Consider the following 23,328-nt stretch of genomic DNA (forward strand, 5'->3'; position numbering starts at 1 on the left):
TCGCCGAACTCCCGCACGAAGGCGAAGACGGACGGATTGGAAGCGGGCAGTTCCTCGTAGGTGCCGAGACCGAAGACCGGATGCCTCTTCCGTACCTCGATCATTCGTCGGGTCCAGGACAGGAAGGACGTCGGCATCCTCTGTTCGGCCTCGACATTGAGCGCCTGGTAACCATAGACGGGGTCCATGATGGGCGGTAGGTAGAGCCGGGCCGGATCGCTCGTCGAGAAACCGGCGTTGCGATCCGGTGACCACTGCATCGGAGTCCGGACGCCATCCCGGTCACCCAGATAGATGTTGTCACCCATGCCGATCTCGTCGCCGTAGTAGATGACCGGCGAGCCGGGCAGTGAAAGCAGCAGCGCGGTGAACAGCTCCATCTGGTCGCGGCTGTTGTCGAGCAGCGGGGCGAGTCGCCGGCGTATCCCGATGTTCGCCTTCATCCGCGGGTCCTTCGCGTACTCGGCGTACATGTAGTCGCGTTCCTCGTCGGTGACCATTTCCAGGGTCAGCTCGTCGTGGTTACGCAGGAAAATTCCCCACTGGCAGTTCGGCGGGATCTCCGGCATCTGCGCGAGAATTTCCGAGATGGGATAGCGGGACTCCCGCCGAACCGCCATGAAGATGCGCGGCATCAACGGGAAATGGAACGCCATGTGGCATTCGTCGTCGTTGCCGAAGTACTCGACCACGTCCGACGGCCACTGATTCGCTTCGGCCAGCAGGACCCGGTCGGCGTACTTCGCATCCACTTCCTTGCGAATCCGACGCAGGTACTCGTGGGTTTCCGGCAGGTTCTCGCCGTTCGTCCCCTCCCGCACGTACAGGTAGGGGACGGCGTCCAGCCGGAACCCATCGATGCCGAGGTCCAGCCAGAACCGGAGTGCCTCGAGCATGGCTTCCTGAACTTCTGGATTGTCATAGTTCAGGTCGGGTTGGTGTGAGAAGAAGCGGTGCCAGTAGTACTGCCCGCGCACCGGGTCCCAGGTCCAGTTCGACTTCTCCGTGTCGACGAAGATGATCCGCGCTTCGGGGAACTTCTCGTCCGTGTCCGACCACACGTAGAAGTCGCCGTACGGGCCGTCCGGGTCGGTCCGGGACGCCTGGAACCATGGATGTTGGTCGGACGTGTGGTTCATGACCAGGTCCGCGATGATCCGGATGCCCCGCCGGTGGGCCTCGTCCACCAAGGTGACGAAGTCACCGAGGTCCCCGAACTCCGGCAGGACACGGAAATAGTCGGAGATATCGTATCCACCGTCCCGCAGCGGGGATTCGTAGATGGGTAGCAGCCACAGGCAGTCGACGCCGAGCCAGCTCAGGTAGTCGAGCTTGTCGGTGAGCCCGCGAAGGTCGCCGGTGCCGTCTCCATTAGAATCGGCGAAGCCCCGGATGAGGACCTCGTAGAAAACCGCCCGCTTGAACCACATCGGGTCACGCGACGGCTCCTCGGCCGTGGTCTCCGATACCGTGGTTTCCGGAGTCGTGGTTTCCGGAGTCGTGTCGCCGGAACGGGTGTCGCCGGCGCTCACGTCCGGTGCCGGAAGGTGAATATGTGGGCCGGCTCCGTGGCCGGGTCCAGCCGGACGTAGTTCTCTTGCCCCCACGTGTAGTTCGCCCCGCTGATCTCGTCGTGAATGTCGAATGTGTCCCACCACTCAAGGCCGAGAGTGGGCATGTCGAGGCGTACGGTCGTCTCCCGCGCCTGGTGCGGGTCCAGATTGACGACGACCAGGACACGGTCGTCGTCCCGATCCTCCCCGACTCGCTTGGAGAAGATGATGATCTCTTCGCTGTCCGCATGGTGGAAGCGGAGATTGCGTAGCCAACGCATTGCCGGATGTTCGCGCCGTATCCGGTTGAGTGTGGCGAAATATGGTGCCAGCGAACGTCCTGCCGCTTCGGCGCCAGCCCAGTCCCGCGGCCGGTACTGGTACTTCTCGGAGTCCAGGTACTCTTCGCTACCGGTCCGGACCGGTGCGTTCTCGAACAGTTCGTAACCCGCGTAGACCCCCCACGTCGGGGACATCATCGATGCCAGCACCGCCCGAATCTTGAATGCCGCGGCACCACCGTCCTGAAGATATCCCGGAAGTATGTCGGGGGTGTTGACAAAGAAGTTCGGGCGCATGTAATGGGCGGTGGTGAGCAGTTCTCGCCCGTAGGTCTCAAGCTCCGGCCTCGTGTTACGCCAGGTGAAGTAGGTGTAGGACTGGGTGAATCCGACCTTGGCGAGTGCCTGCATCATGGACGGACGGGTGAACGCCTCGGACAGGAACAGCACGTCCGGTTCGGTCGACTTCACCTCGGCGATGAGCCACTCCCAGAACTGGACCGGCTTGGTATGGGGATTGTCCACCCTGAAGATCCGTACACCGTGCGAGGTCCAGTACCGGACGACGCGCAGTACCTCGTGGTAGAGCCCGACCGGGTCGTTGTCGAAGTTGAGCGGGTAGATGTCCTGGTACTTCTTCGGCGGGTTCTCCGCGTAGGCGATGGAGCCGTCGCTCTTCACGGTGAACCACTCGGGGTGTGCCTTGGCCCACGGGTGGTCGGGGGCGCACTGCAGGGCGAGGTCGAGGGCAACCTCCATGCCGAGCCCCCGAGTCCGGGAGACGAAGTCGTCGAAGTCCTCGATCGTGCCGAGGTCCGGGTGGACGGCGTCGTGGCCGCCGGCTTCGCTTCCGATCGCCCACGGTGAGCCCGGGTCGTCCGGCCCGGGGACCAGGGTGTTGTTCGGACCTTTGCGGTTGACCTCGCCGATGGGATGGATCGGCGGCAGGTAGACCACGTCGAAGCCCATTGCGGCGATGGCGGGTAGCCGCTGCGCCGCGGTCGCGAAGGTTCCCGAGCGCGGCGGGTCCAGGCTCGCACCCTCGGATCGGGGGAAGAGCTCGTACCAGCTTCCGAAGAGCGCGCGGGGCCGGTCCACCCAGACCCGGTAAAAGGGCGAACGGGTGATCAACTCGCGCAGCGGGCACCGGTCAAGGAGCGCAACGAGTGCCGGATCGCGTGCCGCGGCTATTCGCTCATGCGGCTCTGTCAGAGTGTCGTCACGTAAGGTGTTGATGGCTCGCTGGACGTCCGCTCGGCGGCTTTCGGGGACCCCGGGCAGAGCCCGCAGCAGGATCCGTGCGCCGTCCTCGAAGTCGACCGAGAGTTCGTCCGCGGTCTGGCCCGCCGCGACCTTGATCTCGATGCTGTGGCGCCAGGTTGCCACAGGATCGGCCCATGCCTCGATACGGAAGCCCCACAGGCCTTCGGTATCGACGCGGACGTCGGCCTCGTAGCGGTCGGTGCCCGCTCCCACCATCCGCATCCGCGTGAACGGTACCCCGCGGCCATCAGGACCCGACAGCGCCACATTGGCACCGATCAGATCGTGCCCGTCGCGAAATACCGTCGCGGCGACGGTAAGGATCTCACCCTCCACCGCCCGCGACGGCCAGTGTCCACATGACACGGCGGGGCTGATGTCAGAGATGACAACCCGGCCTATCGAACGTCCGATCATCGCCGCGACCTTATCCAGGTGAACCACCTCTTGATAGTCGGCCTCTCCTGTACCAGTTGGGGGCACCTCAACGTGAACAGCGTGGGACCACCGGGTGGGGGTGTGTTGGTGGTGTGGAGGCGGTCCGCCGGGTGAAGGGGATGTCGGCATCGGATCGAAGTCTCCATGTTGATGCGTGTGCCGGGTGGGCCCACTGCCCTGCGTGAACCGAACCCACTGTCGGGTTCCGTTCGGGGATACCCGTGCCGGGCGGACTCACTCGGGGGGAACCCTCGTGGGGTCCCGTTCGTCCCGCAGAACACAGGTCCCTGTGACCCCACGTCGCCGTGGGTGTGCGTGATCGAGTCCAGTAGGCTGCGTCGCGCTCGGTGCGGAGGGCGGCCAGTGCCCCGGCGTATAAGGACAGCCCCGATTGCAACGACAGCAGGAGGAACAGTGGGAGTCAGCCTCAGTAAGGGTGGCAACGTTTCGCTGACCAAGGAGGCCCCCGGCCTCACGAACATCGTCGTCGGCCTCGGGTGGGACGCGCGCAGCACGACCGGTGCCGATTTCGATCTTGATGCGAGCGCGATTGCCTGCCGGTCCGACGGCAAGGTCCTGTCGGACGGCCACTTCATCTTCTTCAACAACCTCAAGAGTCCGGACGGCGCCATCGAGCACCAGGGCGACAACCTGACCGGCGAAGGGGAGGGGGACGATGAGGCGATCAACGTGAGTCTCGCCGGTCTTCCAACAGAGATCGACAAGGTCGTGTTCCCGGTTTCGATCTACGATGCGGATTCACGCCAACAGAACTTCGGTCAGGTACGCAACGCGTTCATCAGGATCGTGAACGGTGCGGGGGGCGCCGAGATCGCGCGTTACGATCTCACCGAGGACGCCTCCACCGAGACTGCGATGGTGTTCGGTGAAGTCTACCGGCATGGTTCCGAGTGGAAGTTCCGGGCAGTGGGCCAGGGCTACGCCACCGGGCTTGCGGGCATCGCCCGGGACTACGGGGTCAACGTCTGATCCGGCTCGGACAGCTTCGGACCGTCTCCGTGCCCCGCGCCTGTTGCCGGTGTCCCAACGCCGACAACAGGCGCGGGGGGCCGTGACGCGGGTTTGGGCGGTTACGATGCCCGGGACCAGGCCGTGGGGCGGCGTCGGCAAGGCGATCGCCGCGCTAGTCCTGCGCCAGGCTGCGGCGCAGTTCACCACCAGGATGCGGCTGACGTACCACGGTGCATTCGACATACTGACGCGCAGTTGACGTGATGCCTCGACACTCCGGACCGGGGTCGAGGCGCGGTGGTGCTCCCGGTGCCGCGCCAGACCCGGTCCGGAGGAGGTTCTGAGTCCTCGTGCATGCCTTGCGCATCTTCAGGTGGTCGCTCGCGGTAACCGTGATCGGTATCGCCCTGGCTGGCGTGATCGGCGGTCCGCAGGCCGCCGCCATCGTTACCATCCTGGCGGTCCTTGAGATAAGTCTGTCGTTCGACAACGCCGTGATCAACGCGACGATCCTGCGTCGCATGAACGAGTTCTGGCAGAAGATCTTCCTGACGGTGGGCGTTGTGATCGCGGTGTTCGGGATGCGCCTGCTGTTCCCGATCGTCATCGTCGCGCTCACCGCGCACCTGGGGCCGTTCGATGTCCTCGACCTCGCGCTGAACAGCCCGGACGAATACGCGACGCGGTTGAACGCCGCGCATCCATCGATCGCCGCCTTCGGCGGGATCTTCCTTTTCATGATCTTTCTGGACTTCATGTTCGATCCCGAACGGGACATCCAGTGGCTCCGCTGGATCGAGGAGCCGCTGCGCAAGGCCGGGCACCTCGACGTCCTGTCGGTCGTGGTCGGGCTTGTCGCGCTGCTGATCGTGGGCGAGGGGTTCTCCGGTCACGCCACCCAACAGGTGCTGACCGCCGGCGTCGCGGGCCTTGCCACCTACCTGGGCGTACGTGGTCTCGGGGAGTTCTTCGAGGCGCGTGGCGTCGGGGCGGAGGAGGACGCGCAGGAGGACGGGGCCGCCACCGATACCGCCGAGGTGGCGGTGGTACCCGCGGCCGGGTCCACGGGCGGGCCGAATCCGCTGGTCCTCGCATCCGGGAAAGCCGCCTTCTTCCTCTTCCTGTATCTCGAGGTCCTGGACGCGTCGTTCTCCTTCGATGGCGTAGTGGGTGCATTCGCCATTACCCAGAAGATTTTTGTGATAGCCGCCGGGCTCGGCATCGGTGCGATGTACATCCGGTCGCTCACGGTTTATCTCGTCCGAAAGGGAACCCTGCAGGAATACGTTTACCTGGAGCACGGTGCCCACTACGCCATAGGCGCGCTTGCGGTGATCCTCGCCATCAGCATCGAGACCGAAGTCCCGGAAATCATCACGGGTCTTGTCGGTGTCGCATTCATCGGGGTTGCGCTGCTGTCGTCCATCCTGCGTCGCGACAGGGATCGGGCGGCCCGCGCCGTCGAGGGGGAGAACGGAGATCCCGACGAGCAGGCTCGTGAGGTCGCGACGGTGCGCTCGTAGTACCGAAGCGGGCCGGGGTAGTACCGAAGATGCCCGGGCGGTATCGGCGTGGGCCGGGTGCCGTCACACCATGAGGCCTAAACTCGCGGAGGGAGAACCACCGCAAGGGAGCGGACATGCCTATTGACTACAGCAAGCGGTCCACGGGCCAGGAATCCAGCTCGACCCCGCCGGTATCACTGAGTAAGGTTACCCTGACCAAAAGTGCACCGTCAGTCTCTCTGAGTAAGCAAGGTGGCGGCGGGCGTCTACACGTGAACCTCAACTGGAATGCCCAGGGTGCCACGCCGTCTGCCGGTGGTGCGGGCGGCTTCCTGAAGCGGATACTGGCCGGTGCGCAGGGCGGTATCGACCTCGATCTCGCCTGCATGTACGAGCTTGCCGACGGCCGCAAAGGTGTGGTGCAGGCGCTGGGGAACACGTTCGGGTCCTTTGACGGGCCTCCGTACGTCCAGCTCGACGCCGATGACAGGACGGGGGCCGCCGTCGGTGGCGAGAACCTGTTCGTCAACCTCGCCCATGCCGGAGAGATCCGCCGGCTGTTGGTCTTCTCTTTCATCTACTCGGGTGTCGCCAACTTCGACCAGGCGGGTGCGGTGGTGACGCTCACCCCCGCCCGGGGCGCGCCGATCGAGGTGCGGCTGGACGAGCGGGCCGGCGGAGCCCGCATGTGCGCGATCGCCCTGCTGACCAACCAGGGCGGCCACGACTTCGTGGTGAGCAGGGAGGTGCGCTATGTCGGCGGTCACCAGGAGCTTGACCGAACCTATGGATGGGGTCTGAACTGGACACCGGGACGCAAGTAGACAGCGCGGCGGATGCGGGCACCGGGACGGTCGAATCGTGATTCGACCTGTACCCCCACCGTCCGGAGACTCCGGCCGCTACTCGATGTTTCGACCGCGCCAGGAGCCGCAGGCCGAAGCCCCACGTTGGTTCCCGCCGCCTCTGGTTCCGCTTGACCACACCGCCTACCTCGTGGACGACAGCGCGGATGACGGCGAGGACGGCGTGGACGGCGTGGACGGCGACGAGAACGGCCACCCGCAGGACCTGTCCGGGGCCGGGGCCGGTCTGCGGCATGCAGAGGTCTCCTGGCCGGATGAGGCGGGTGCGGCTGACGAGCCGGGTGCGGCGGTCGCGGAGCGGTTCGCGGACGACCTCGCACCGGCCGACGTGCTGGGAGAGGCGCCTGGCGGAACGGACGATGACCGAGACTCGTCCGAGTACCCCTCTGCGGAAGCTCGCCATACCGACCCCGACCCCGACCCCGAGCCGGAGCCGGAGCCGGAACTCGAGCTGGAGCTGGAGTCGGAGCCGGAGCCGGAGCCGGAGCCGGAACTCGAGCTGGAGCCCGAGCCGGAGCCCGAGCCGGAGCCGACCGCGGACTTTCAGGGGGAGCACGAGCCGGTTGGTGACGTCGACCAGCCACTGTCCGCCGCCGTGGCTGTCGCCGCTGTCGCTGCCGACATCGCCGCTGCGGGCGCCGCAGCGACCATCCGGTTGGATGACCTGAGCCAGCGGGTCGAGGAGCTCGCCAGACTGCGTCGTCACGACGCCGACCTGGTGGACCGGTTGCACGCGGAGAACGCCCGGCTGCGGGCGGGTGAACTGACCGAGGCGATGGCGCCGTTGCTGCGTGGGTTGATGCGGCTGCATGACCAGATGACAAGCCTCGGCGCGGACGACGGCCAGAGCGTTGCCGGGATCCTGCGCAAGCAGTTGCTGCAGGCCATGGACGTCGCCGCGGATGTTCGCCCGTACACGGCTGTTCCGGGGATGCCCTTCGACCCGGCCCGGCACGTCGGTGTGCGCCGCGTCGGCACGGACGATCCCGGCCGGGACCGGACGATCGCCCGCACCGTCAAGCCAGGGTTCGTCCGTGGTGAGTCGACCGTGGTGCGCCCGGCTGAGGTGGAGGTCTTTCGGGCACACTGATCCAGGTGGCCCGGACTGTTGGGTGGCGAGCGGTTCGTTGGAGGGACATTCATGGCGCGAACAAAGGTGTTCGGAATCGACCTGGGGACGACGTATTCGTGCATCGCCCAGGTCGACGAGTACGGACGCCCCGACGTCATCCGCAATATCGAGTCGCAGCCGACGACGCCGTCGGTGGTGCTGTTCGACGAGGCGGCCGGTGGTGGCGTCACCTTCGTCGTCGGCACGCAGGCCAAGCGGCAGTCGCGGATACGCCCGGACGATGTGGCGAGCCTGGTCAAACGGCATATGGGCGAAGCGGACTGGCGGTTCGTCGTGCACGGTGAGGAGTACAGTGCGCCCGCCGTCTCGAGTCTCGTCCTCAAGGCACTGGCCGCGGATGCGCAGCGGGCGACCGGCAGCCCGGTAACCGACGTGGTCATCACCGTCCCGGCCTATTTCGGTGACGAGGAACGCAAGGCGACGAAGCTCGCCGGAGTGCTTGCCGGCCTGAACGTCGTCGACATCATCAACGAGCCGACGGCCGCCGCCTTTGCCTACGGGTTCGCCCAGGACGGCGCGGTGGACGCCACCGTGCTGGTCTATGACCTCGGCGGTGGCACCTTCGACACCACGGTCATCCGGCTGTCGGAGAACGCGATCACTGTTGTCGCCACCGATGGTGACCATGAGCTGGGTGGCGCCGACTGGGACGCCGAGCTCGTGCGCTTCCTCGCGCAGCGGTTCACCGATGCGCAGCCGGACGCCGGTGACCCCCTCGACGACGTCTACGACGAGCAGGAGCTGCTGACGTCGGCGGAGGACGCGAAGCTCGCGCTGTCAGGGCGGGACAGCGTCGATGTGCTGGTGGTCCACGGCGGTCGGCGTACCAGCGTGACCGTGACCCGGGCGGACTTCGAGGAGATCACCGCGTCCCTGTTGCAGCGCACGCTCGACCTGACCGGCTCGGTGCTCGCTCGGGCCAGGGAGCGTGGGGCCGACCACGTGGATGTCTGCCTGCTGGTCGGCGGGATGAGCAAGAGCCCGGCGGTTGCCAGGAAGCTGGCTGAGAACTTCGGTCTGAGTCCGCGCCTCACCGATCCTGATCTTGCCGTGGCCAAGGGGGCCGCGGTGTTCGGACAGAAGAAGGAACTGGAGCGTTACGTCCTCGACGACCTGGTCGCGCAGGGCAAGCTCGCGGTCGGTGAGAGTCTGGACGCGGCGGCACCGGCCGACGTCGCGCGGTCGGTGTCCGGCGCGGCAGGCAACTTCGGGCTGGCCACCACCGCGGTCGTGGACCTGGTGAAGACGAAGATCACCAATGTGACGTCGCGTGGGTTCGGTATCTTCGCCGAGGACAAGGGCAAGGCGGTCGCGGCATTCCTGGCACACCGCAACGATCCGGTGCCGATCGAGGCGACCCAGACCTTCTACACGATCTCCGACGACCAGACGGAGGTCGACATCCGGGTGTTCGAACAGGGAACGAGCGCGGAGTCGTCCGTCCCGGAGGACAACAAGGTGATCGTCGAAGGGGCGATCACCGGCATCCCTGGTGGCCATCCCCGCGGTACGCCCGTCGAGGTGACGTTCCTCATGCGCCCGGACCAGACGATTCAGGTCACCGCCACCCATCCCGGCGCGACGCGGCCGCTCGTCCTCCAGGTCACCGCGGGTGTGGGCAGCGAGGCGATGCGGGACGAGGAGACGAAGAAGGTCACCCTGCTCAAGCAGCGGTAGTTCCCGGCAGATCTGGAACCTGTCCGGTACATATGGTGAACGTCGAGGTTGGTGTCATGTCAGGGCACCGGCTTCATACGCTCTGCGGTGGGAACGAAGGTGGGGCGGTGAGCGCGGCGTTCGACGGCAGCGGCTACCGCCAGCGTGTGCTGGCGGAGCTGCAACGTCGTTCCCCGCTCGACCTTGACGATCCGTTCTTCGTCGCGGCGCTGGATCCGGACGCCGCGTACACCGACGCGGAGGTGCGCGGGCACCTGGCCCGCGTTACCGCGTTCCTGCAGCGGCAGCGGAACTCGGCCAGGTACGCGACGTTGGCCGCGACCCTGGTGCGTCGGCGGGCCGAGTGGGAGGCGCCGTTGCTGGACGCGGCGACCCGCGAGGAGGCCCGGACCCGGGTGCTGGCGGCGCGCCGCAGCGGGAACGACGAGCGGTTGGCGAAGGTGGCCCGGAATCTGGCCACTGTCCGTGAGCGTTTCGGTGGGGTGCCCAGGTCCCGGGTGGCGGGGCTGCGCCGGCTGGCCTCGGCCGACGGGGTCACCGCCGAGCAGTTCGACGCGGTCCTCGTCCGCGAGCAGGTGATCGAGGATGGCTCAGGCGAACAGGCCGAGCCGCTCGCACCCGGGGTTCGGCGCCAGATCCGGGACCGTCTGATCGAGCTGCGGCAGCTCCGGGACGGGGACAGGGCCGGTACGGCGTCCCTGTGGGCGTTGCTGGGGGTGCCGGCCGACTCCCTGCCCGGACGGATCCAGGCGGCATGCGAGGTACTGCTGGAACGCAACCAGCGGCGCCCACTCGACCGGGAGAAGACCGTGACCGCCGACCTGCTCGCGCAGGTGCGTACCAGGTTGCTGGACGGAGACCCGGCCGCCTACACCGCCGGGCTGGTCGCTGACGCCCGTGAGGAGATCCGGCCTCGGGTCGAGGAGCATGCCGTCCTCGACGGAGAGCTGGGCCCGGCCGCGTTCGAGGGGCTGGTGCGGGAGGTCCTCGCCGCCGGGCGAGGACTGTCCGCGGCGCAGGCCAAGGCCATGCTGCTCGACGTCGCCCGGGACCTGGGCGCGGCCGTGACGACCGGAGCCGTCGTCGACTACGTGGTATGCCCGGATTGTGGCCGTCCGGAACCGGTGGACGGTTCACGTGTCTGCCGCTACTGCGACACCGAGCTGTACACGCCCTGCCCGTCGTGCGGGCGGGCCACCGAGGCGGCCGCGGTGGCGTGCCGGTTCTGCGGGCACAGCATGCGTCAGGCACGGCAGGCGGCTGATGCCCTGTCCGCGATCCGCCGGGCGCTGGACAACGGCCATCCCCGGCAGGCGTCCGAGCTGCTGGCGGGTGCGCGTCCGGTGTTGGCCGCGGTCGGCGGGTCAGCGGCCGCGCAGGCCGACGAGCTCGGCGCCCGGGTGCAGGCGGCGTTGGCCGCCGCGGACGCCGGGTGGCGGGCGCTGGTCGAGGACCGTGAAGCCCGGCGGGAGGACGCGGCCACCGACGGGGCCCGTTGGCTCGCGGCCCAGGCGTCCGACGTGCCCGGTCCTGACGGGCGAACCCCCGATGAGGTGCTCGCCGAGCTCACCGCCTACCAGGACGTCATCCGCCGTCGGGTCGCGGCGGCCCGGGCGCTGCCACCCGAGGAGCAGGAAAGCGCCCTGGCGGCGGTGCTCGCCACCGTGGCCGACAGCCAGGAGGCGTTGGCGGCGTTGGCGGCGCTGCCCCTCGCGCCGCCGCAGGAACTGACCGCGATCGAGCAGGACGGTGCCGTGGTGCTGCGGTGGAGGGCTTCTCCCTCGGCCGTCGGGCCGCTGTCCTACCGGGTGGTCCGGCTGGTCGGGGACCGGGAACGCAGCCTCGGTACGACCTGGTCCACCGAGCTTTCCGACGCGGGGGTGCCGGCCGGGGTGATGGTCCGTCACGAGGTGACAGCGGTCGTGGGCAGCAGGCGTTCGGTTCCGGTGCGCACACCCGGGCTCGTGGTGGTGCGGGATGTCGCGGGCCTACGCGCGGAGCAGATCGGTGACGGGGTGAAGCTGTCATGGCGGCTCGACGGCCCGGTGGACGCGGTCACGATCGAACGGACCGTGGACGATTCGTCACCGGTGCAGGTTCCGATGCGTCGGATCAGGGCGAACGCGGGCCAGTACGTCGACACGGCCGTCCAACCGGGCGTCACCTACCGCTACCGGGCTTATGTCGAGTTCCAGGACGTGGACGGCCATCCCGCGCGCACCGGGGGCTCCCGGATCGCGGTGACGGTCACCCCACGCCCGCGGGCGGTCCGGGACCTGGAGGTCAGCACCGACAAGGGGACCACGACGCTGCGCTGGGGCGCGGCGCCCGGAACGCAGGTGCGGATCTACGCCGCGTCCGTGGCGGATCCCGGGTCGGGGAACCCGGTCGGAGCGCAGGACACCGAGATCGATCCGGCGAAGATCGCCGATTCGGTGCGGCTGGTCGGGTCGAGCGTGAGCGGCAACCTGGTCGACCCACGGGCGGCCGGGGAGCTGGACTACATCCCGGTGACCGTACTGGACGGCCGGGCCGTGGTCGGTCGTCCAGTACGGCACCTGGTCGCCGAAGGCATCCGGAACCTGCGGGCGGACGACCGCGGCGAGGAGATAGTGCTGTTCTTCCAGATGCCGCCGGGGATCACCGAGGCTCGGGTGCTGTGGCGTCGTGACCAGCTCCCGACCGGGCCTGACGACCCGAACGCCTTCCAGGCAAAGGTCACCAACACCAGTCTGGAGATCAAGGGCGGTTGGCGCCTGGCCGCGCCCTCCGACGGCTTGGCCTACTTCGTCTCCTGCTACCCGCTGGTCCGGACCGGCGGAACCCTGACGGCACTACCACTGGGAACGGGCATCCTGGCCCGTCCGGTGACCCAGCCGCATCCGGTGACCCAGCCGCATCCGGGAAGGACGGTCACCTACACGGTGACCCGGTCCGGTTGGCGCCGTCGCACCTTGCGCGTGCAGGTGGTTGCGGACGGACCGCTGCCCGCGCTGGTGCTGATCGCGCGACCGGGGGTGCTCCCGCCCCGTACGGCAGGGGAGGGGCACGTGCTGGCTCGGGTGCCCGCTGCACCGCTCACCCAGGTGCCGCCGACCCGTGAGCGGACGCTGGAGGTCTCGCTCGAGGGCGCGCAGCTTCCCTGGGGTGTCCGGTTGTTCCTGGCCGCGCAAGAGGCCTCCGGCGGGGTGGCGATCCGGCATCCGGCGGATGACTCCCTGGTCGTTCGCTGAATCCACCGCGGAAGTCCTGGTGGCGGAAAGTGAAAACCTGTTGTCGCCTGCATGACAGCCGTGTACAAGTTTTCGGGCTGGGCTCCAAAGCCGCGGGTCGTCGATGTAGGTTCTGGCCAGCCTGACGTCTCGCAAATGACGGAGTGGACGGCCGATGGAAGCCTCTACCCTGATCACCGAACGGTCCGACGATAGGGAGTTCGACGGGTGCGTCACTTCGGTTTCCTGGATGCGGACCGGACCGACGCGCTGTTTCACCTCCTGCCGGAGGAGATCGGGCAGGACGGTGACCGTCGGCTGGTGGCGACAGCGCTCGGCGCCACCCTGTACGCCCCGGGGACCCGGCCGGCGCTCGCCGCGGACGTCCGTCGGCAGGTGGCCGCCGGGGTGACGTCGATGGTGCTCTGCCTTGAGGACGCCATCGCAGACCATGAGGTCTCCGCGGCCGAGGCGAACGTGATCACCGCTCTGCGTGACCTCGGTGAGAATCCGCCGGCAACGGGTGGCGGACCCCCGTTGCTGTTCGTCCGTGTTCGCAATACCGAGCAGATACCACGCCTGGCCGCTCATCTCGATTGCGAATCGGCGGCGACATTCGCCGGTTTCGTGCTGCCGAAGTTCGGACCCGAGAGCGGGGAGGCGGCGCTGGTCGCGGTCCGGCGTGCCTCTGAACGGGTGGGCCGGATGCTCTGGGCGATGCCCGTTTTGGAAAGTCCTCAGGTCATCTTCCGGGAAGCCCGGACCGAGGCATTACTCGGAGTACGTGAACTCGTCGACAAACATGCCGACATCGTGTTGGCGGTGCGTCTCGGCGCAACCGACCTCTGCGGTCTGTTCGGGTTGCGTCGGGACCGCGACCTGACCATCTATGACATCGCCGTGGTACGCGACTGCATAGCCGACATCGTCAACGTGTGTGCTCGCGGCGGCGACCACGTGGTGAGTGGACCGGTGTGGGAGTACTTCGCCCAGCCGGAACGCCTGTTCGTCAGTTCGCTGCGGGTCACCCCGTTCGAGGAGGCTGACCTTGTCGACGACAGTGCCGACGGTGCCCGGATGCGGTTGCGGCTGGTCTCCGCCGACCTCGACCGGCTCATCCGCGAAGTGGTCCTGGACAAGGCGAACGGGTTGCTCGGCAAGACCGTGATCCATCCCAGCCACGTCCCCGCCGTGCACGCTCTGCATGTTGCCACCCACGAGGAGTACATGGATGCGATGGCAATCCTCGCGGACGATGCCGGAGGGGTCCGCCGGAGCCAGTACGCGAACAAGATGAACGAGCTGCGGCCCCATCGGACCTGGGCGGAAGGGGTGCTGCGGCGGGCTCGGGCCTTCGGCGTCCTGCGTGAGGGACACACGTTCGTCGACGTCCTCGCCGCGACTGGAGCCTCGTGACGGACGCGGCAACAAAACGATCGGAGGTCGTGTGAGTCCGGCAGGTCACTGGCTGTGGGACGAACTGGGGCTTGACATCCGTATCCGGTCCGATCTGGTCGGTGATGGTCTGCACGGCCTGGTGGGACTGGCGTTGCGGCGCAACCCGCTGCGGGCACATCTGCTGGTCAGCCGCATCCTTGGCAAGCATCTTCCGGTGCGGCCGGCCGAGTCGTTGGCGGCCGGCCGGCTGCTCGCCGCGCAGGTTTCGTCAGGCCCGCGGGTTTCGTCAGACCCGCGGACATCCGAGGGCGGGCCCGCGATGACGGCGCCGCTGGTGCTCGGCTACTGCGAGACCGCCACGTCGCTCGGGCATGCTGTAGCGGATGGCATTGCGGGCTGCGACTATCTGCACACGACCCGTCGGGTGGTCCCTGGTGCCGCCACGCTGCTGGACTTCGACGAAGCGCATTCGCATGCCACCTTCCACTGGCTGATGCCGACCGATCCAGATCTGGTGCGGGCATCCCGACCGCTGGTCCTGGTGGACGACGAACTGTCGACCGGTCGGACCGCGCTGGGTACGATCCGTGCGCTGCATGCTTTCGCGGCACGGCCCTCGTACACGGTGGCCACCCTGTTCGACGCCCGGCCGCCGCAGGCCCGGCGTGCTTTCGATGAGCTGGCGGACCATCTCGGCGTGCCCGTCCGGGTGGTGTCGCTGCTGTCCGGGGAGCTGGTGATCCCGGACGATGTGGCCCTGCGCGCCGAAGCGGTTCGGGCCCGCCACGGCGATGATGTGGCCGACGGCTGGGAACCGCCGGCACGGTCCCACCCGGTGCGTTTCGTGACGCCCGACTGGCCGGTGGAACTCCCCGACGGGGCGCGTCATGGCTGGTCGCAGGCTGACTGGGACCTGCTCGCCGAAGTCGCGCCGGCGGTGGCCGAGGAGGTTGCCGCGGTGTTGAGCGACCCGACCGGGCGCGTCCTGGTGTTGGGCACCGAGGAGCTGATGTACACGCCGTTGCGGATCGGGAGCGCACTCGACGAGATCCTCCCCGGAGAGGTGGTCTACCACTCGACGACCCGCTCGCCGGTCTACCCGATCGACGCCGAGGGCTATGCGATCCGGTGTGCGCTGACGTTCCCGGCGCCGGATGATCCCGAGCGGGTGAGCCGGGTCTACAACGTCCGGCCCGGTCTGTATGACGACATCGTCGTGGTGGTCGACTCGGCCGCGAACGGCCGGGTCGACGGGGGTGCCGCGGGCATGGACGTGTCCGGAATGGTGGGGATGCTGCGCCGATGCGCACCGGTGACGGTGGTGACGATTCCGACGAGGGGTCCGGCCGGGCGTCCACTGGCCTGGCCGACCGGGCTCGCGAGGGGGACACGTTGAGTGACAGCGCAGTTGTAAGTAATGGCGCCGTAGTAAGTAATGGCGCAGTGGTGGGTGGCGGCGCAGTGCCGGGGACCATCCCGGGCACGGTGGGTTCCGGTTCGTACGACCCTGCGGACGTCACTTTCCTGCTGAAGGATCTCAGCGACGTCCCGCTGGAACGCCCCACCGAGGACCGCGAGGAGGATTTCTCCAAGGGCCGCCACTACTCCGAGGACCTGCCGGTCGAATACGAACCGTCGGACGCCTATCTCGCACTCTTCGAGAGTGCCCTCGCGCGTTCGGCGGTACGGGTTGCCACCGCGGTCGGCGTTGCCACCGAGCTCGTGCTGGCAACGCGGGAGAAGCCTGTCATCGTGTCGCTCGCACGGGCCGGTACACCGGCCGGCATCCTCATGCGGCGCTGGGCGCTGTGGAGGCACGGGCTCGACCTGGCTCACTATTCGATTTCCGTCATCAAGGATCGGGGACTCGACGAGAACGCGGTGCGGTGGATTCTGGATCGCCACGACCGGACAGCGCTCCAGTTCGTCGACGGCTGGACGGGCAAGGGCGCAATTCTCAAGGTTCTCCAGGCCGCGGCCCGCGACCTCGGAGTGGACGGCTCCATGGCTGTGATCTCGGACCCGGGTCACTGCACGTCGATTTACGGTACCCGGGATGACTTCCTGATCCCGCACAGTTGCCTGAACTCCACGGTCTCCGGCCTGGTGAGCAGAACCGTGCTCAATCCGGCGCTGATCGGCCCCGATGACTTCCACGGGGCGAAGTACTATCGGCACCTGGCGGACCGGGATTACTCCCGCCGGTATGTCGAAGCCGTGGTGGACGCCTTTCCCGCCGCGTCCGAAGCTGTCACGAAGGCGGCGCTGCGCGTGGAGGACCGTACCTCGACCTGGGCGGGGTGGCGGGCGGTCGAGGCCTTGGCGCGGGATTACGGGATCGCCAATATCGGTCTGGTCAAGCCCGGCGTCGGCGAGACCACCAGGGTTCTGCTGCGACGCGTGCCGTGGAAGGTCGTTGTCGCGCCCGACCGGTTGGCGGAGCTGGCTCATATCCTGTCGCTCTGTGAGGCCAAAGGGGTGGATGTCGAGGAAAGGGCCGATCTGCCGTATTCCTGCGTGGGGATCATCAAACCGCTCGATGGCAGGCCCGATCGGGCACTGTTCAATGTGCCGTCCTGACGTGTCGGTTCGTTGCCGGTTTCCCGGTCGAGGCTGTCCAGTACCTTGCTGATCAGGCTTCTCCGAATGATCGGCCCACGGTTCCGCATCGTACTGTGCAGTTCATCGACCGTGACCAGACGTTGCTGGACAGCGGCGGTAAGAACAATGTGGGTGTCTTCCGGGCGTACCGCCCAGTTGGCCATGTCGATAATCGACCGGGCCAGCCTGGTCCGTCGCGGGCGATGGTGTGGATACACCTGGGTGGGGTTGACATGGGCGCTGTGGTGAATGACGACACCTGGTCGTGGGCCTGGTCGTCGCCTCGTCGGCACCAACACAGTGATGTACTCGTCGTCGAATCCGCGCAGGCCATCCAACGCGGCCGCGGAGGCGCCGCCGAGAACCGCGTCCGGCCCGACGGACTCGATTGCGCACCACAGCAACTGGACGCGGGTCAGTGGTTCCGGCCGTGTTACGACGACCCCGGGCATCGGTTGCTGCCATCGGCCCGATTTCAACTGCCATCGAATCGCTGACCGGCTCATGCCGGCAGCGACCACGGCGCGGATGGCGATTACACCGCACTGACTGTCGGCTGTCTTCTGCCAGGAGTACTGGCCGGGGTCCGGGGCCATGCCCGTCAGCCTTGCAGGCGCGCCGGTTATCCGAAACGGTACGTGGCGATCTGTGGACAACCGGTGCCTGCCTGCTTTCGCTGTGGACAGCCGGTGACTGTAATACTCGCAGCGATGGCGACACCGGCGGCGAAGGCGACACCGACGAGGATGGTCCACATGCCCGCTCATAGAAACCCGTGCCGTAGCCGGCGCGGGCCGGCTACGTGGCTCACGCCCGTCACCGTCGCGATCGCCCTCGTGCTCGCGGCCGTCCTCGTCGGGTGCAGCGTCGGTACCACCAGAGGCGGTACCGACGCAGCCGACCACGACGGCCGGGGTGCGCTCGCAGGGGCGGCCTCGCCGGGTGCGTCGACCGACCCGGCGAGCGCCGAGCTCGACGTCCGGGCGGAGAACGCGAAGCCCGGCGGCGACTGCGGTCTCGCCCGGCTCGGCTACAACCACGCGGTGGAGGGCTGGCTTGACCGCACCAGCGTCCGGTCCGGGGACAACGTTCGCCTGTTCGCGTCCACGACCGCGGCCACCCTCAAGGCGTCGGTCTTCCGGATCGGCTGGTATGGCGGACGGACGTGCCGTCTGGTCACCGCAGTCGGCCCACTACCCGGCCGGGTGCAGGCCCCCGCGGCCCACGACCCGAAGGCGAACACGATCAGCACGTCCTGGACGCCGACCACGACATTCGACACGAGAAGCTGGCCACCCGGCGCGTATCTGATACGTCTGGACGACGCCGACGGGTTCCAGACGTATATTCCGTTGACGGTCCGTAGCCTGACGACGTCCGGGCGGGTGGTGATGCTGGCCGCGGTGACGACCTGGCAGGCATACAACGCCTGGGGTGGCTACAGCCTTTACCACGGGCCGAAGGGGTTCGACGACCGGGCGCGGGTCGTGTCATTCGACCGGCCGTACGACTATGGCGACGGTGCCGCGGACTTCACCGGTAACGAAGCCCCCGTCATCATCCTCGCGGAGAAGCTCGGTCTGCCCGTCGCCTATGCCACCGACATCGACCTGCATGCCGATCCGCAGCTGTTGGACGGGGCCCGTGCGGTCGTTTCCATGGGACATGACGAGTACTATTCGCCCGCGATGCGGGAAGCGTTGACGCGGGCCCGTGACCAGGGGGTAAATCTGGCCTTTCTCGGCGCGAACGCGGTGTTCCGACGAATTCGGCTCGGTCCGACGGCGTTCGGGCCGGACCGGCTGGAGACCGGTTACAAGGTCGCCGCCGAGGACCCGCTGAACGCCGTCGGGGACGTGTCCGTGACCGCGAACTGGCCGGCCCCGCCGAAGGCGAGCCCGGAGAGCTCGCTCACCGGCGGCATGTACCAGTGCAACCCGGTGCACGCCGACCTCGTGGTCCGCGACCCCGGGCACTGGCTGTTCGCCGGAACCGGGGTGACCACCGGCAGCCGGATTCCGGGAATGATCGGATCCGAGTACGACCGGGTCGACCTTGCCTATCCGACACCGCCGCGGATCGAGGTTCTCTCCCATTCACCGGTCGTCTGCCGTGGCCGTCCCGACCATTCCGACGTCAGTTACTACACCGCCGACTCGGACGCGGGAGTTTTCGATTCGGGGACCAGCGCGTGGGTGTGTGCGGTGACCGACGTGTGCGGACCCGGCGCGACCGGACCCGTGGTCCAGAACTTCGTGACCACCGTCACCACCACGTTGTTGACCACGTTCGCGCAGGGCCCGGCAGGCAGGCGGCATCCGGGCGTGCGGTCCGTGCCGGACGACGACGCCAGGGGCGGGGGGAACCCCGGTGCTGAACGGTAGGCCGACAGACAACCGGAGAACAGATCGAGCAGCCGGTGGGCTGTCGCGGAAGAACACATGGTCGATCGAGCCATGGTGACGGTTGGTCCACGCATGCGTGTGGTAACTTTCTGCGATTACCTGGCTTGTCCGCGCATCCGCGGCTTACAGTCTGGGCATTGATACGCGGACAACCCTGCCATCGTCGGTCGGAGCCCCTTCGGGTCCGCGCTGGCTGCTTGCATGTGACCTGGACCAGACGCTGATCTACAGTCGGCGGTCGTTCCGCCTGGCCCCGGGGGCCGGTGAGCCCGATCTGGTGACGGTTGAGCACATCGACGGCCAACCGGCCGCGTTCTGCACCGTCCGGGCCGCTGAACTGATCGCGGAACTGGACGCGGCGGCAACCCTCGTCCCGGTTACGACCCGCACCCGGACGCAGTACGCGCGGGTGGATCTCGGGGTGCGTCCCCGGTATGCCATCGCGGCGAACGGTGGGCATCTGCTGGTCGACGGCCGGCCGGATGCGGACTGGGCGGCCCGGGTCCGTGGCCGGATCGCCGCGCAGGCCTGCCCGCTCGCCGACGTCCAGGTCGCGGCGGACCGCCTCGCCGCTGACGGCTGGGTTCGGACGAGCCGCGTCGCCGACGACCTGTTCGTCTACCTGGTTGCCTACGAACGCGCCGGCGTCCCCGATCTTTCCGGTTTGGCCGCGGGGCTTGCCGCCGACGGGTGGACCCTGTCCGTGCAGGGACGCAAGGTCTACCTGGTGCCGGCTGTCCTGACGAAGGAGGCGGCGCTCGCCGAGGTGGTGCGCCGGGTCGGGGATGCCCGGGTGGCTGCCGCGGGGGACTCCCTGTTGGACCGGGGGATGCTCGCAGGTGCCGACGTGGCTGTTCGCCCTGCCCACGGTGAGCTGCACGAAGGCGGTTGGACGCAGCCGAACCTGCGGGTCACGGTCGGGTCGGGCCTGCTCGGCGGGCAGGAGATCCTGGAGATTCTCGGGGCCGAACTCGTATCGGGCTAGTCTCTGTATGGCCTCCGGAGGCGCGCGAAAGGCATGGTCGCGCCTCCTTTGGCCGGGTTGGTCTCTGTATGGCCTCCGGAGGCGCGCGAAAGGCATGGTCGCGCCTCCTTTGGCCGGGTGTTGGCCTTCCTGTTATTCGGGCTTCTTCGGGTTGGGGCCGAAGGCGAGGGTGACCCCCCCGGGCGTGACACCGGGGGGGACTACGCCGCCGGGTCGCATGAACACCATGACCCGTTCACCGGGAGTGTTCTCGGAACCGACGTAGCGCAGGTTCGCCGGTAGCGCGGCGAGCCCCGCGCGCATCTCGTTGATGCTGGCGTCGGGGGCGACTGCGATGACCTTCCACACCTGGTTCGCCGGGTCGCTGTCATCGTGGATCACCCATACCCGATCGTCGGCCATCAGGATGGTCAACGGTGATCTGACCTCGTTCGAATCGCCCTCGGCGGTCATCGCGTCACAGGCTCCTGAGGTTCGGTGGACGTTTCCGGCAATCATCGCGGACTGGCGATCGCATGTCACCGACATCGACGGACAAACCTGGCGGGACGCTGTTGCCTTCTGTCGCCTACGGAAAGCTGTTTGTGAGCATCGCCACTGTCGAGACGCTCTAAATTTTAGGTACAGTACCGTACTGTTTTGAAAGAGTCCACGCCTGGAGGGGGTGCTGGTTGTGATGACTTCCCTGCGACCGTGTGGCGCCGGACGAGGGCGCCCCCGGGACGAGGCCCGCGAGCAGGCCATCCTCGACGCGGCCCTTGAGCTGCTCGTCGAGGTCGGCTATGAGCGGATGAGTATGGTCGCGATCGCGGCCCGGGCACGGGCGAGCAAGGCGACGATCTATCGGCGCTGGACCGGCAAGGACGAGCTCGTCGTCGAGGCGATCCGCCGGCGGGGCGTCGACGACATCGGACCCACGGACACCGGCAGCCTTCGTGGCGACATGCTGGACACCGCCCACCAGATGATCGATCATGTTTCCCGGGACGACGCCGCGCTGATGGCCGGCGTGTTGCTCGCCATGCGAAAGTCGCCCGATCTCGCGGCAACGCTGCGGTCCCAGATGATCGAGGCGAAACGCTGCGTCGGCGAGCTCATCGTGCAGCGTGCTGTCGCTCGGGGTGAATTGTGCTCGCCCGCAGCCGCCGACGTCTTCAACGAGCTGGCCCCCGCGATGGTCTTCTCCCGATTATTGATCACCGGTGAAGCCCTCGATGATGCGTTCATCGAACATATGGTCGATGACGTGCTCCTGCCGCTGATGACCGCGGTGGGCGCTGATAGTCACTGGCGCCGCGTCTCCTGAAGTCGCGTTCCCTGAAGTCGCGTCTCCTGAAGTCGCGTCTCCTGAAGTCGCGTCTCCTGAAGTCGCGTCTCCTGAAGTCGCGTCTCCTGAAGTCGCGTCTCCTGAAGTCGCGTCTCCTGAAGTCGGGTCCCCCTGACTCTGGGTCCCTTGACACCAGGTCCCCTTGACTCCGGGTCCTCGACACCCGAAGTCGTCCGTCGCTGGCCAGCCTGGCCGTTCAAGGAGCATCTGTGACAACGATCACCGAACGTGTATATGACGGCACCGGAGTGGAGCCGCCGGATGGGCGCGATCCCCAACGGTGGCTCGCGCTCAGTATCATCGCCGTAGCTCAGCTGATGATCGTACTTGATGCGTCCATCGTGAACATCGCCCTACCCAAGGCTCAGGCCGATCTGGACATCTCGGTTGCCGATCGGCAGTGGGTCGTCACCGCGTACACCCTGGCATTCGGTGGCCTGCTGCTTCTCGGCGGCCGGATTGCCGACTTCGTCGGGCGTAAGCGTGCCTTCGTCGGCGGCCTGCTTGGCTTCGCCTTGGCCTCCGCGCTCGGCGGTCTCGCCCCGAACGCCTCGCTTCTGTTCGCCGCCCGTGCGTTGCAGGGGGCGTTCGCGGCGGTTCTCGCGCCGGCCTCACTTTCCCTGATCACGGTCACGTTCACCGAAAGCAAGGAACGCGCCCGGGCCTTCGGCGTCTACGGCGCGATCGCCGGCGGTGGTGCCGCGATCGGGCTTATCCTCGGCGGCGTCCTCACGGAGTTCGCCTCCTGGCGCTGGTGCCTGCTGGTCAACATCCCGATCGCAGTGCTCACCGCCGCCGCGGCGCTGCCGATAGTGCGGGAGAGCAGGGCCGAGGGCAAGGCACGCTACGACATCCCAGGAACGATCACGGTCACCGCCGGACTTGTCAGCCTGGTCTACGGTTTTACCAAGGCGGCTGAGGACGGCTGGAGTTCACCGGTCACACTCGGGTTCCTCTCGGCGGCTGTGGCGTTGCTCGTCGCGTTCGTCGTCATCGAGGCCCGCAGTGCCGCACCGCTGCTCCCACTGCGGGTGGCGTGGGAACGCAACCGCGGCGCGTCCTTCATCTCCTCGCTGCTCATCGGCGGCGGTCTGTTCGCCATGTTCCTGTTCCTCACCTACTACTTCCAGGCGAGTCTCGGCTACAGCGCGCTGCGCACGGGATTCGCCTTCCTTCCCTTCAGCGGTGGGATCATCGTGTCGGCCGGTATCGCCAGTCAGCTTCTGCCACGTACCGGTCCCAAGATCCCGATGGTCGGTGGAACCGTCCTCAGCGCGGTCGGGCTGCTCTACCTGACGCGGATCGGCCTCGACACCGGTTACGTCAGCCACGTTCTGCCCGGCGAACTGCTCATAAGCATCGGGCTTGGGCTTGTCTTCGTCCCGATGTCGAGCCTTGCGCTCATCGGTGTCGAACCCCATGACGCGGGTGTGGCCAGCGCACTGGTCAACGCCACCCAGCAGGTCGGCGGATCTCTGGGTACCGCGCTGCTCAACACCGTGTTCGCCACCGCCGTGACGAACTACCTCGTCAAGCACGGGCCCGGCCCGGACAGCCAGGCCCAGGCACAGATCTCCGGCTACACCACGGCGTTCGTCTGGGGCGCGGTGATGATCCTGATCGCGTTGGTGACAATCGTTGTTCTCGTCCGGGCAGGTAAGGAGGACGTACCGGCCGAGGGAATGCCCGTGCACGCCGGTTGACGGGTAGATC

18 protein-coding genes are annotated in these 23,328 nt (G+C 67.5%); 14 read left to right on the forward strand and 4 right to left on the reverse strand.

Annotated features, from left to right (window positions below):
- A partial coding sequence (treS, locus tag NBW77_RS03260) for a maltose alpha-D-glucosyltransferase (protein WP_250279249.1) occupies window positions 1–1,532 on the reverse strand: 1,532 nt, incomplete at its 3' end.
- Entirely contained in the window at window positions 1,529–3,514 is a 1,986-nt protein-coding gene (locus tag NBW77_RS03265) for an alpha-1,4-glucan--maltose-1-phosphate maltosyltransferase (RefSeq protein ID WP_131748257.1), read from the reverse strand. The genes NBW77_RS03265 and treS, both read right to left, overlap by 4 nt.
- A 435-nt stretch (window positions 3,515–3,949) precedes the next feature.
- Here NBW77_RS03265 and NBW77_RS03270 point away from each other — a divergent pair, with 435 nt between their 5' ends.
- The 12 genes from NBW77_RS03270 (at window position 3,950) to NBW77_RS03320 (ending at window position 20,288) form a co-directional block, all read left to right on the forward strand.
- The gene (locus NBW77_RS03270) at window positions 3,950–4,525 is read left to right on the forward strand and encodes a TerD family protein (protein ID WP_131748255.1); all 576 of its coding nucleotides are present in this window, start codon (window positions 3,950–3,952) and stop codon (window positions 4,523–4,525) included.
- Window positions 4,526–4,631: 106 nt separating this feature from the next.
- Window positions 4,632–4,766, forward strand: a complete 135-nt coding sequence (locus NBW77_RS22015) for a hypothetical protein (RefSeq protein ID WP_284346880.1) — start codon at window positions 4,632–4,634, stop codon at window positions 4,764–4,766.
- A gap of 91 nt (window positions 4,767–4,857) precedes the next feature.
- Window positions 4,858–6,030 (forward strand): DUF475 domain-containing protein, encoded by a 1,173-nt coding sequence (locus NBW77_RS03275; RefSeq protein WP_131748253.1) that lies wholly within the window; start codon window positions 4,858–4,860, stop codon window positions 6,028–6,030.
- A 116-nt stretch (window positions 6,031–6,146) separates the two neighbouring features.
- Entirely contained in the window at window positions 6,147–6,836 is a 690-nt protein-coding gene (locus tag NBW77_RS03280) for a TerD family protein (RefSeq protein WP_131748251.1), read from the forward strand.
- A gap of 37 nt (window positions 6,837–6,873) precedes the next feature.
- The gene (locus NBW77_RS03285) at window positions 6,874–7,968 is read left to right on the forward strand and encodes a nucleotide exchange factor GrpE (RefSeq protein WP_250279250.1); all 1,095 of its coding nucleotides are present in this window, start codon (window positions 6,874–6,876) and stop codon (window positions 7,966–7,968) included.
- Window positions 7,969–8,019: 51 nt separating this feature from the next.
- Window positions 8,020–9,687 carry an Hsp70 family protein gene (locus NBW77_RS03290; RefSeq protein WP_131748249.1) on the forward strand — a complete coding sequence of 556 codons (1,668 nt, stop codon included), beginning with the start codon at window positions 8,020–8,022 and terminating at the stop codon, window positions 9,685–9,687.
- A gap of 107 nt (window positions 9,688–9,794) precedes the next feature.
- Entirely contained in the window at window positions 9,795–12,920 is a 3,126-nt protein-coding gene (locus NBW77_RS03295; protein ID WP_250279251.1) for a zinc ribbon domain-containing protein, read from the forward strand.
- Window positions 12,921–13,127: 207 nt separating this feature from the next.
- Window positions 13,128–14,315 carry an HpcH/HpaI aldolase/citrate lyase family protein gene (locus tag NBW77_RS03300; protein ID WP_131748246.1) on the forward strand — a complete coding sequence of 396 codons (1,188 nt, stop codon included), beginning with the start codon at window positions 13,128–13,130 and terminating at the stop codon, window positions 14,313–14,315.
- Window positions 14,316–14,346: 31 nt separating this feature from the next.
- Window positions 14,347–15,693, forward strand: a complete 1,347-nt coding sequence (locus tag NBW77_RS03305; RefSeq protein WP_250279252.1) for a phosphoribosyltransferase family protein — start codon at window positions 14,347–14,349, stop codon at window positions 15,691–15,693.
- Between the two features lie 65 nt (window positions 15,694–15,758).
- Complete coding sequence (locus NBW77_RS03310; protein ID WP_131748244.1) at window positions 15,759–16,877, forward strand: cysteine protease StiP family protein; 1,119 nt, start codon at window positions 15,759–15,761, stop codon at window positions 16,875–16,877.
- Window positions 16,878–17,653: 776 nt separating this feature from the next.
- Window positions 17,654–19,282, forward strand: coding sequence for a N,N-dimethylformamidase beta subunit family domain-containing protein (locus NBW77_RS03315; RefSeq protein WP_250279253.1), 1,629 nt, complete (start codon window positions 17,654–17,656; stop codon window positions 19,280–19,282).
- Window positions 19,283–19,439: 157 nt separating this feature from the next.
- Window positions 19,440–20,288, forward strand: a complete 849-nt coding sequence (locus tag NBW77_RS03320; protein ID WP_502799428.1) for an HAD family hydrolase — start codon at window positions 19,440–19,442, stop codon at window positions 20,286–20,288.
- Between the two features lie 132 nt (window positions 20,289–20,420).
- On the opposite strand, the gene NBW77_RS03325 is transcribed toward NBW77_RS03320, so the two are convergent.
- Window positions 20,421–20,741, reverse strand: a complete 321-nt coding sequence (locus tag NBW77_RS03325; protein WP_131748238.1) for a hypothetical protein — start codon at window positions 20,739–20,741, stop codon at window positions 20,421–20,423.
- A 223-nt stretch (window positions 20,742–20,964) separates the two neighbouring features.
- Between NBW77_RS03325 and NBW77_RS03330 the strand changes: the two genes are divergently transcribed.
- Window positions 20,965–21,594 (forward strand): TetR/AcrR family transcriptional regulator, encoded by a 630-nt coding sequence (locus tag NBW77_RS03330; RefSeq protein ID WP_131748236.1) that lies wholly within the window; start codon window positions 20,965–20,967, stop codon window positions 21,592–21,594.
- Here NBW77_RS03330 and NBW77_RS22250 read toward each other — a convergent pair.
- Window positions 21,573–21,893 carry a pentapeptide repeat-containing protein gene (locus NBW77_RS22250; RefSeq protein ID WP_349816951.1) on the reverse strand — a complete coding sequence of 107 codons (321 nt, stop codon included), beginning with the start codon at window positions 21,891–21,893 and terminating at the stop codon, window positions 21,573–21,575. The two genes, NBW77_RS03330 and NBW77_RS22250, sit on opposite strands and share 22 nt — an antisense overlap.
- Here NBW77_RS22250 and NBW77_RS03340 point away from each other — a divergent pair.
- A complete protein-coding gene (locus NBW77_RS03340) occupies window positions 21,825–23,318 on the forward strand; it encodes an MFS transporter (RefSeq protein WP_165486269.1) in 1,494 nt (497 codons plus the stop codon). The two genes, NBW77_RS22250 and NBW77_RS03340, sit on opposite strands and share 69 nt — an antisense overlap.
- Window positions 23,319–23,328: the final 10 nt, after the last annotated feature.

Source organism: Frankia sp. Cppng1_Ct_nod, assembly GCF_920656135.1.
GTDB classification, from domain to species: Bacteria; Actinomycetota; Actinomycetes; order Frankiales; family Frankiaceae; genus Protofrankia; species Protofrankia meridionalis.

Bases quoted from the DNA above. Each gene is read 5' to 3' on its own strand.
- NBW77_RS03280 (WP_131748251.1), top strand. From the start codon at position 6,147: ATGCCTATTGACTACAGCAAGCGGTCCACGGGCCAGGAATCCAGCTCG.
- NBW77_RS03265 (WP_131748257.1), bottom strand. From the start codon at position 3,514: ATGATCGGACGTTCGATAGGCCGGGTTGTCATCTCTGACATCAGCCCC.
- NBW77_RS03290 (WP_131748249.1), top strand. From the start codon at position 8,020: ATGGCGCGAACAAAGGTGTTCGGAATCGACCTGGGGACGACGTATTCG.
- NBW77_RS03325 (WP_131748238.1), bottom strand. From the start codon at position 20,741: ATGACCGCCGAGGGCGATTCGAACGAGGTCAGATCACCGTTGACCATC.
- NBW77_RS03330 (WP_131748236.1), top strand. From the start codon at position 20,965: ATGACTTCCCTGCGACCGTGTGGCGCCGGACGAGGGCGCCCCCGGGAC.
- NBW77_RS03315 (WP_250279253.1), top strand. From the start codon at position 17,654: ATGCCCGCTCATAGAAACCCGTGCCGTAGCCGGCGCGGGCCGGCTACG.
- NBW77_RS22015 (WP_284346880.1), top strand. From the start codon at position 4,632: ATGCCCGGGACCAGGCCGTGGGGCGGCGTCGGCAAGGCGATCGCCGCG.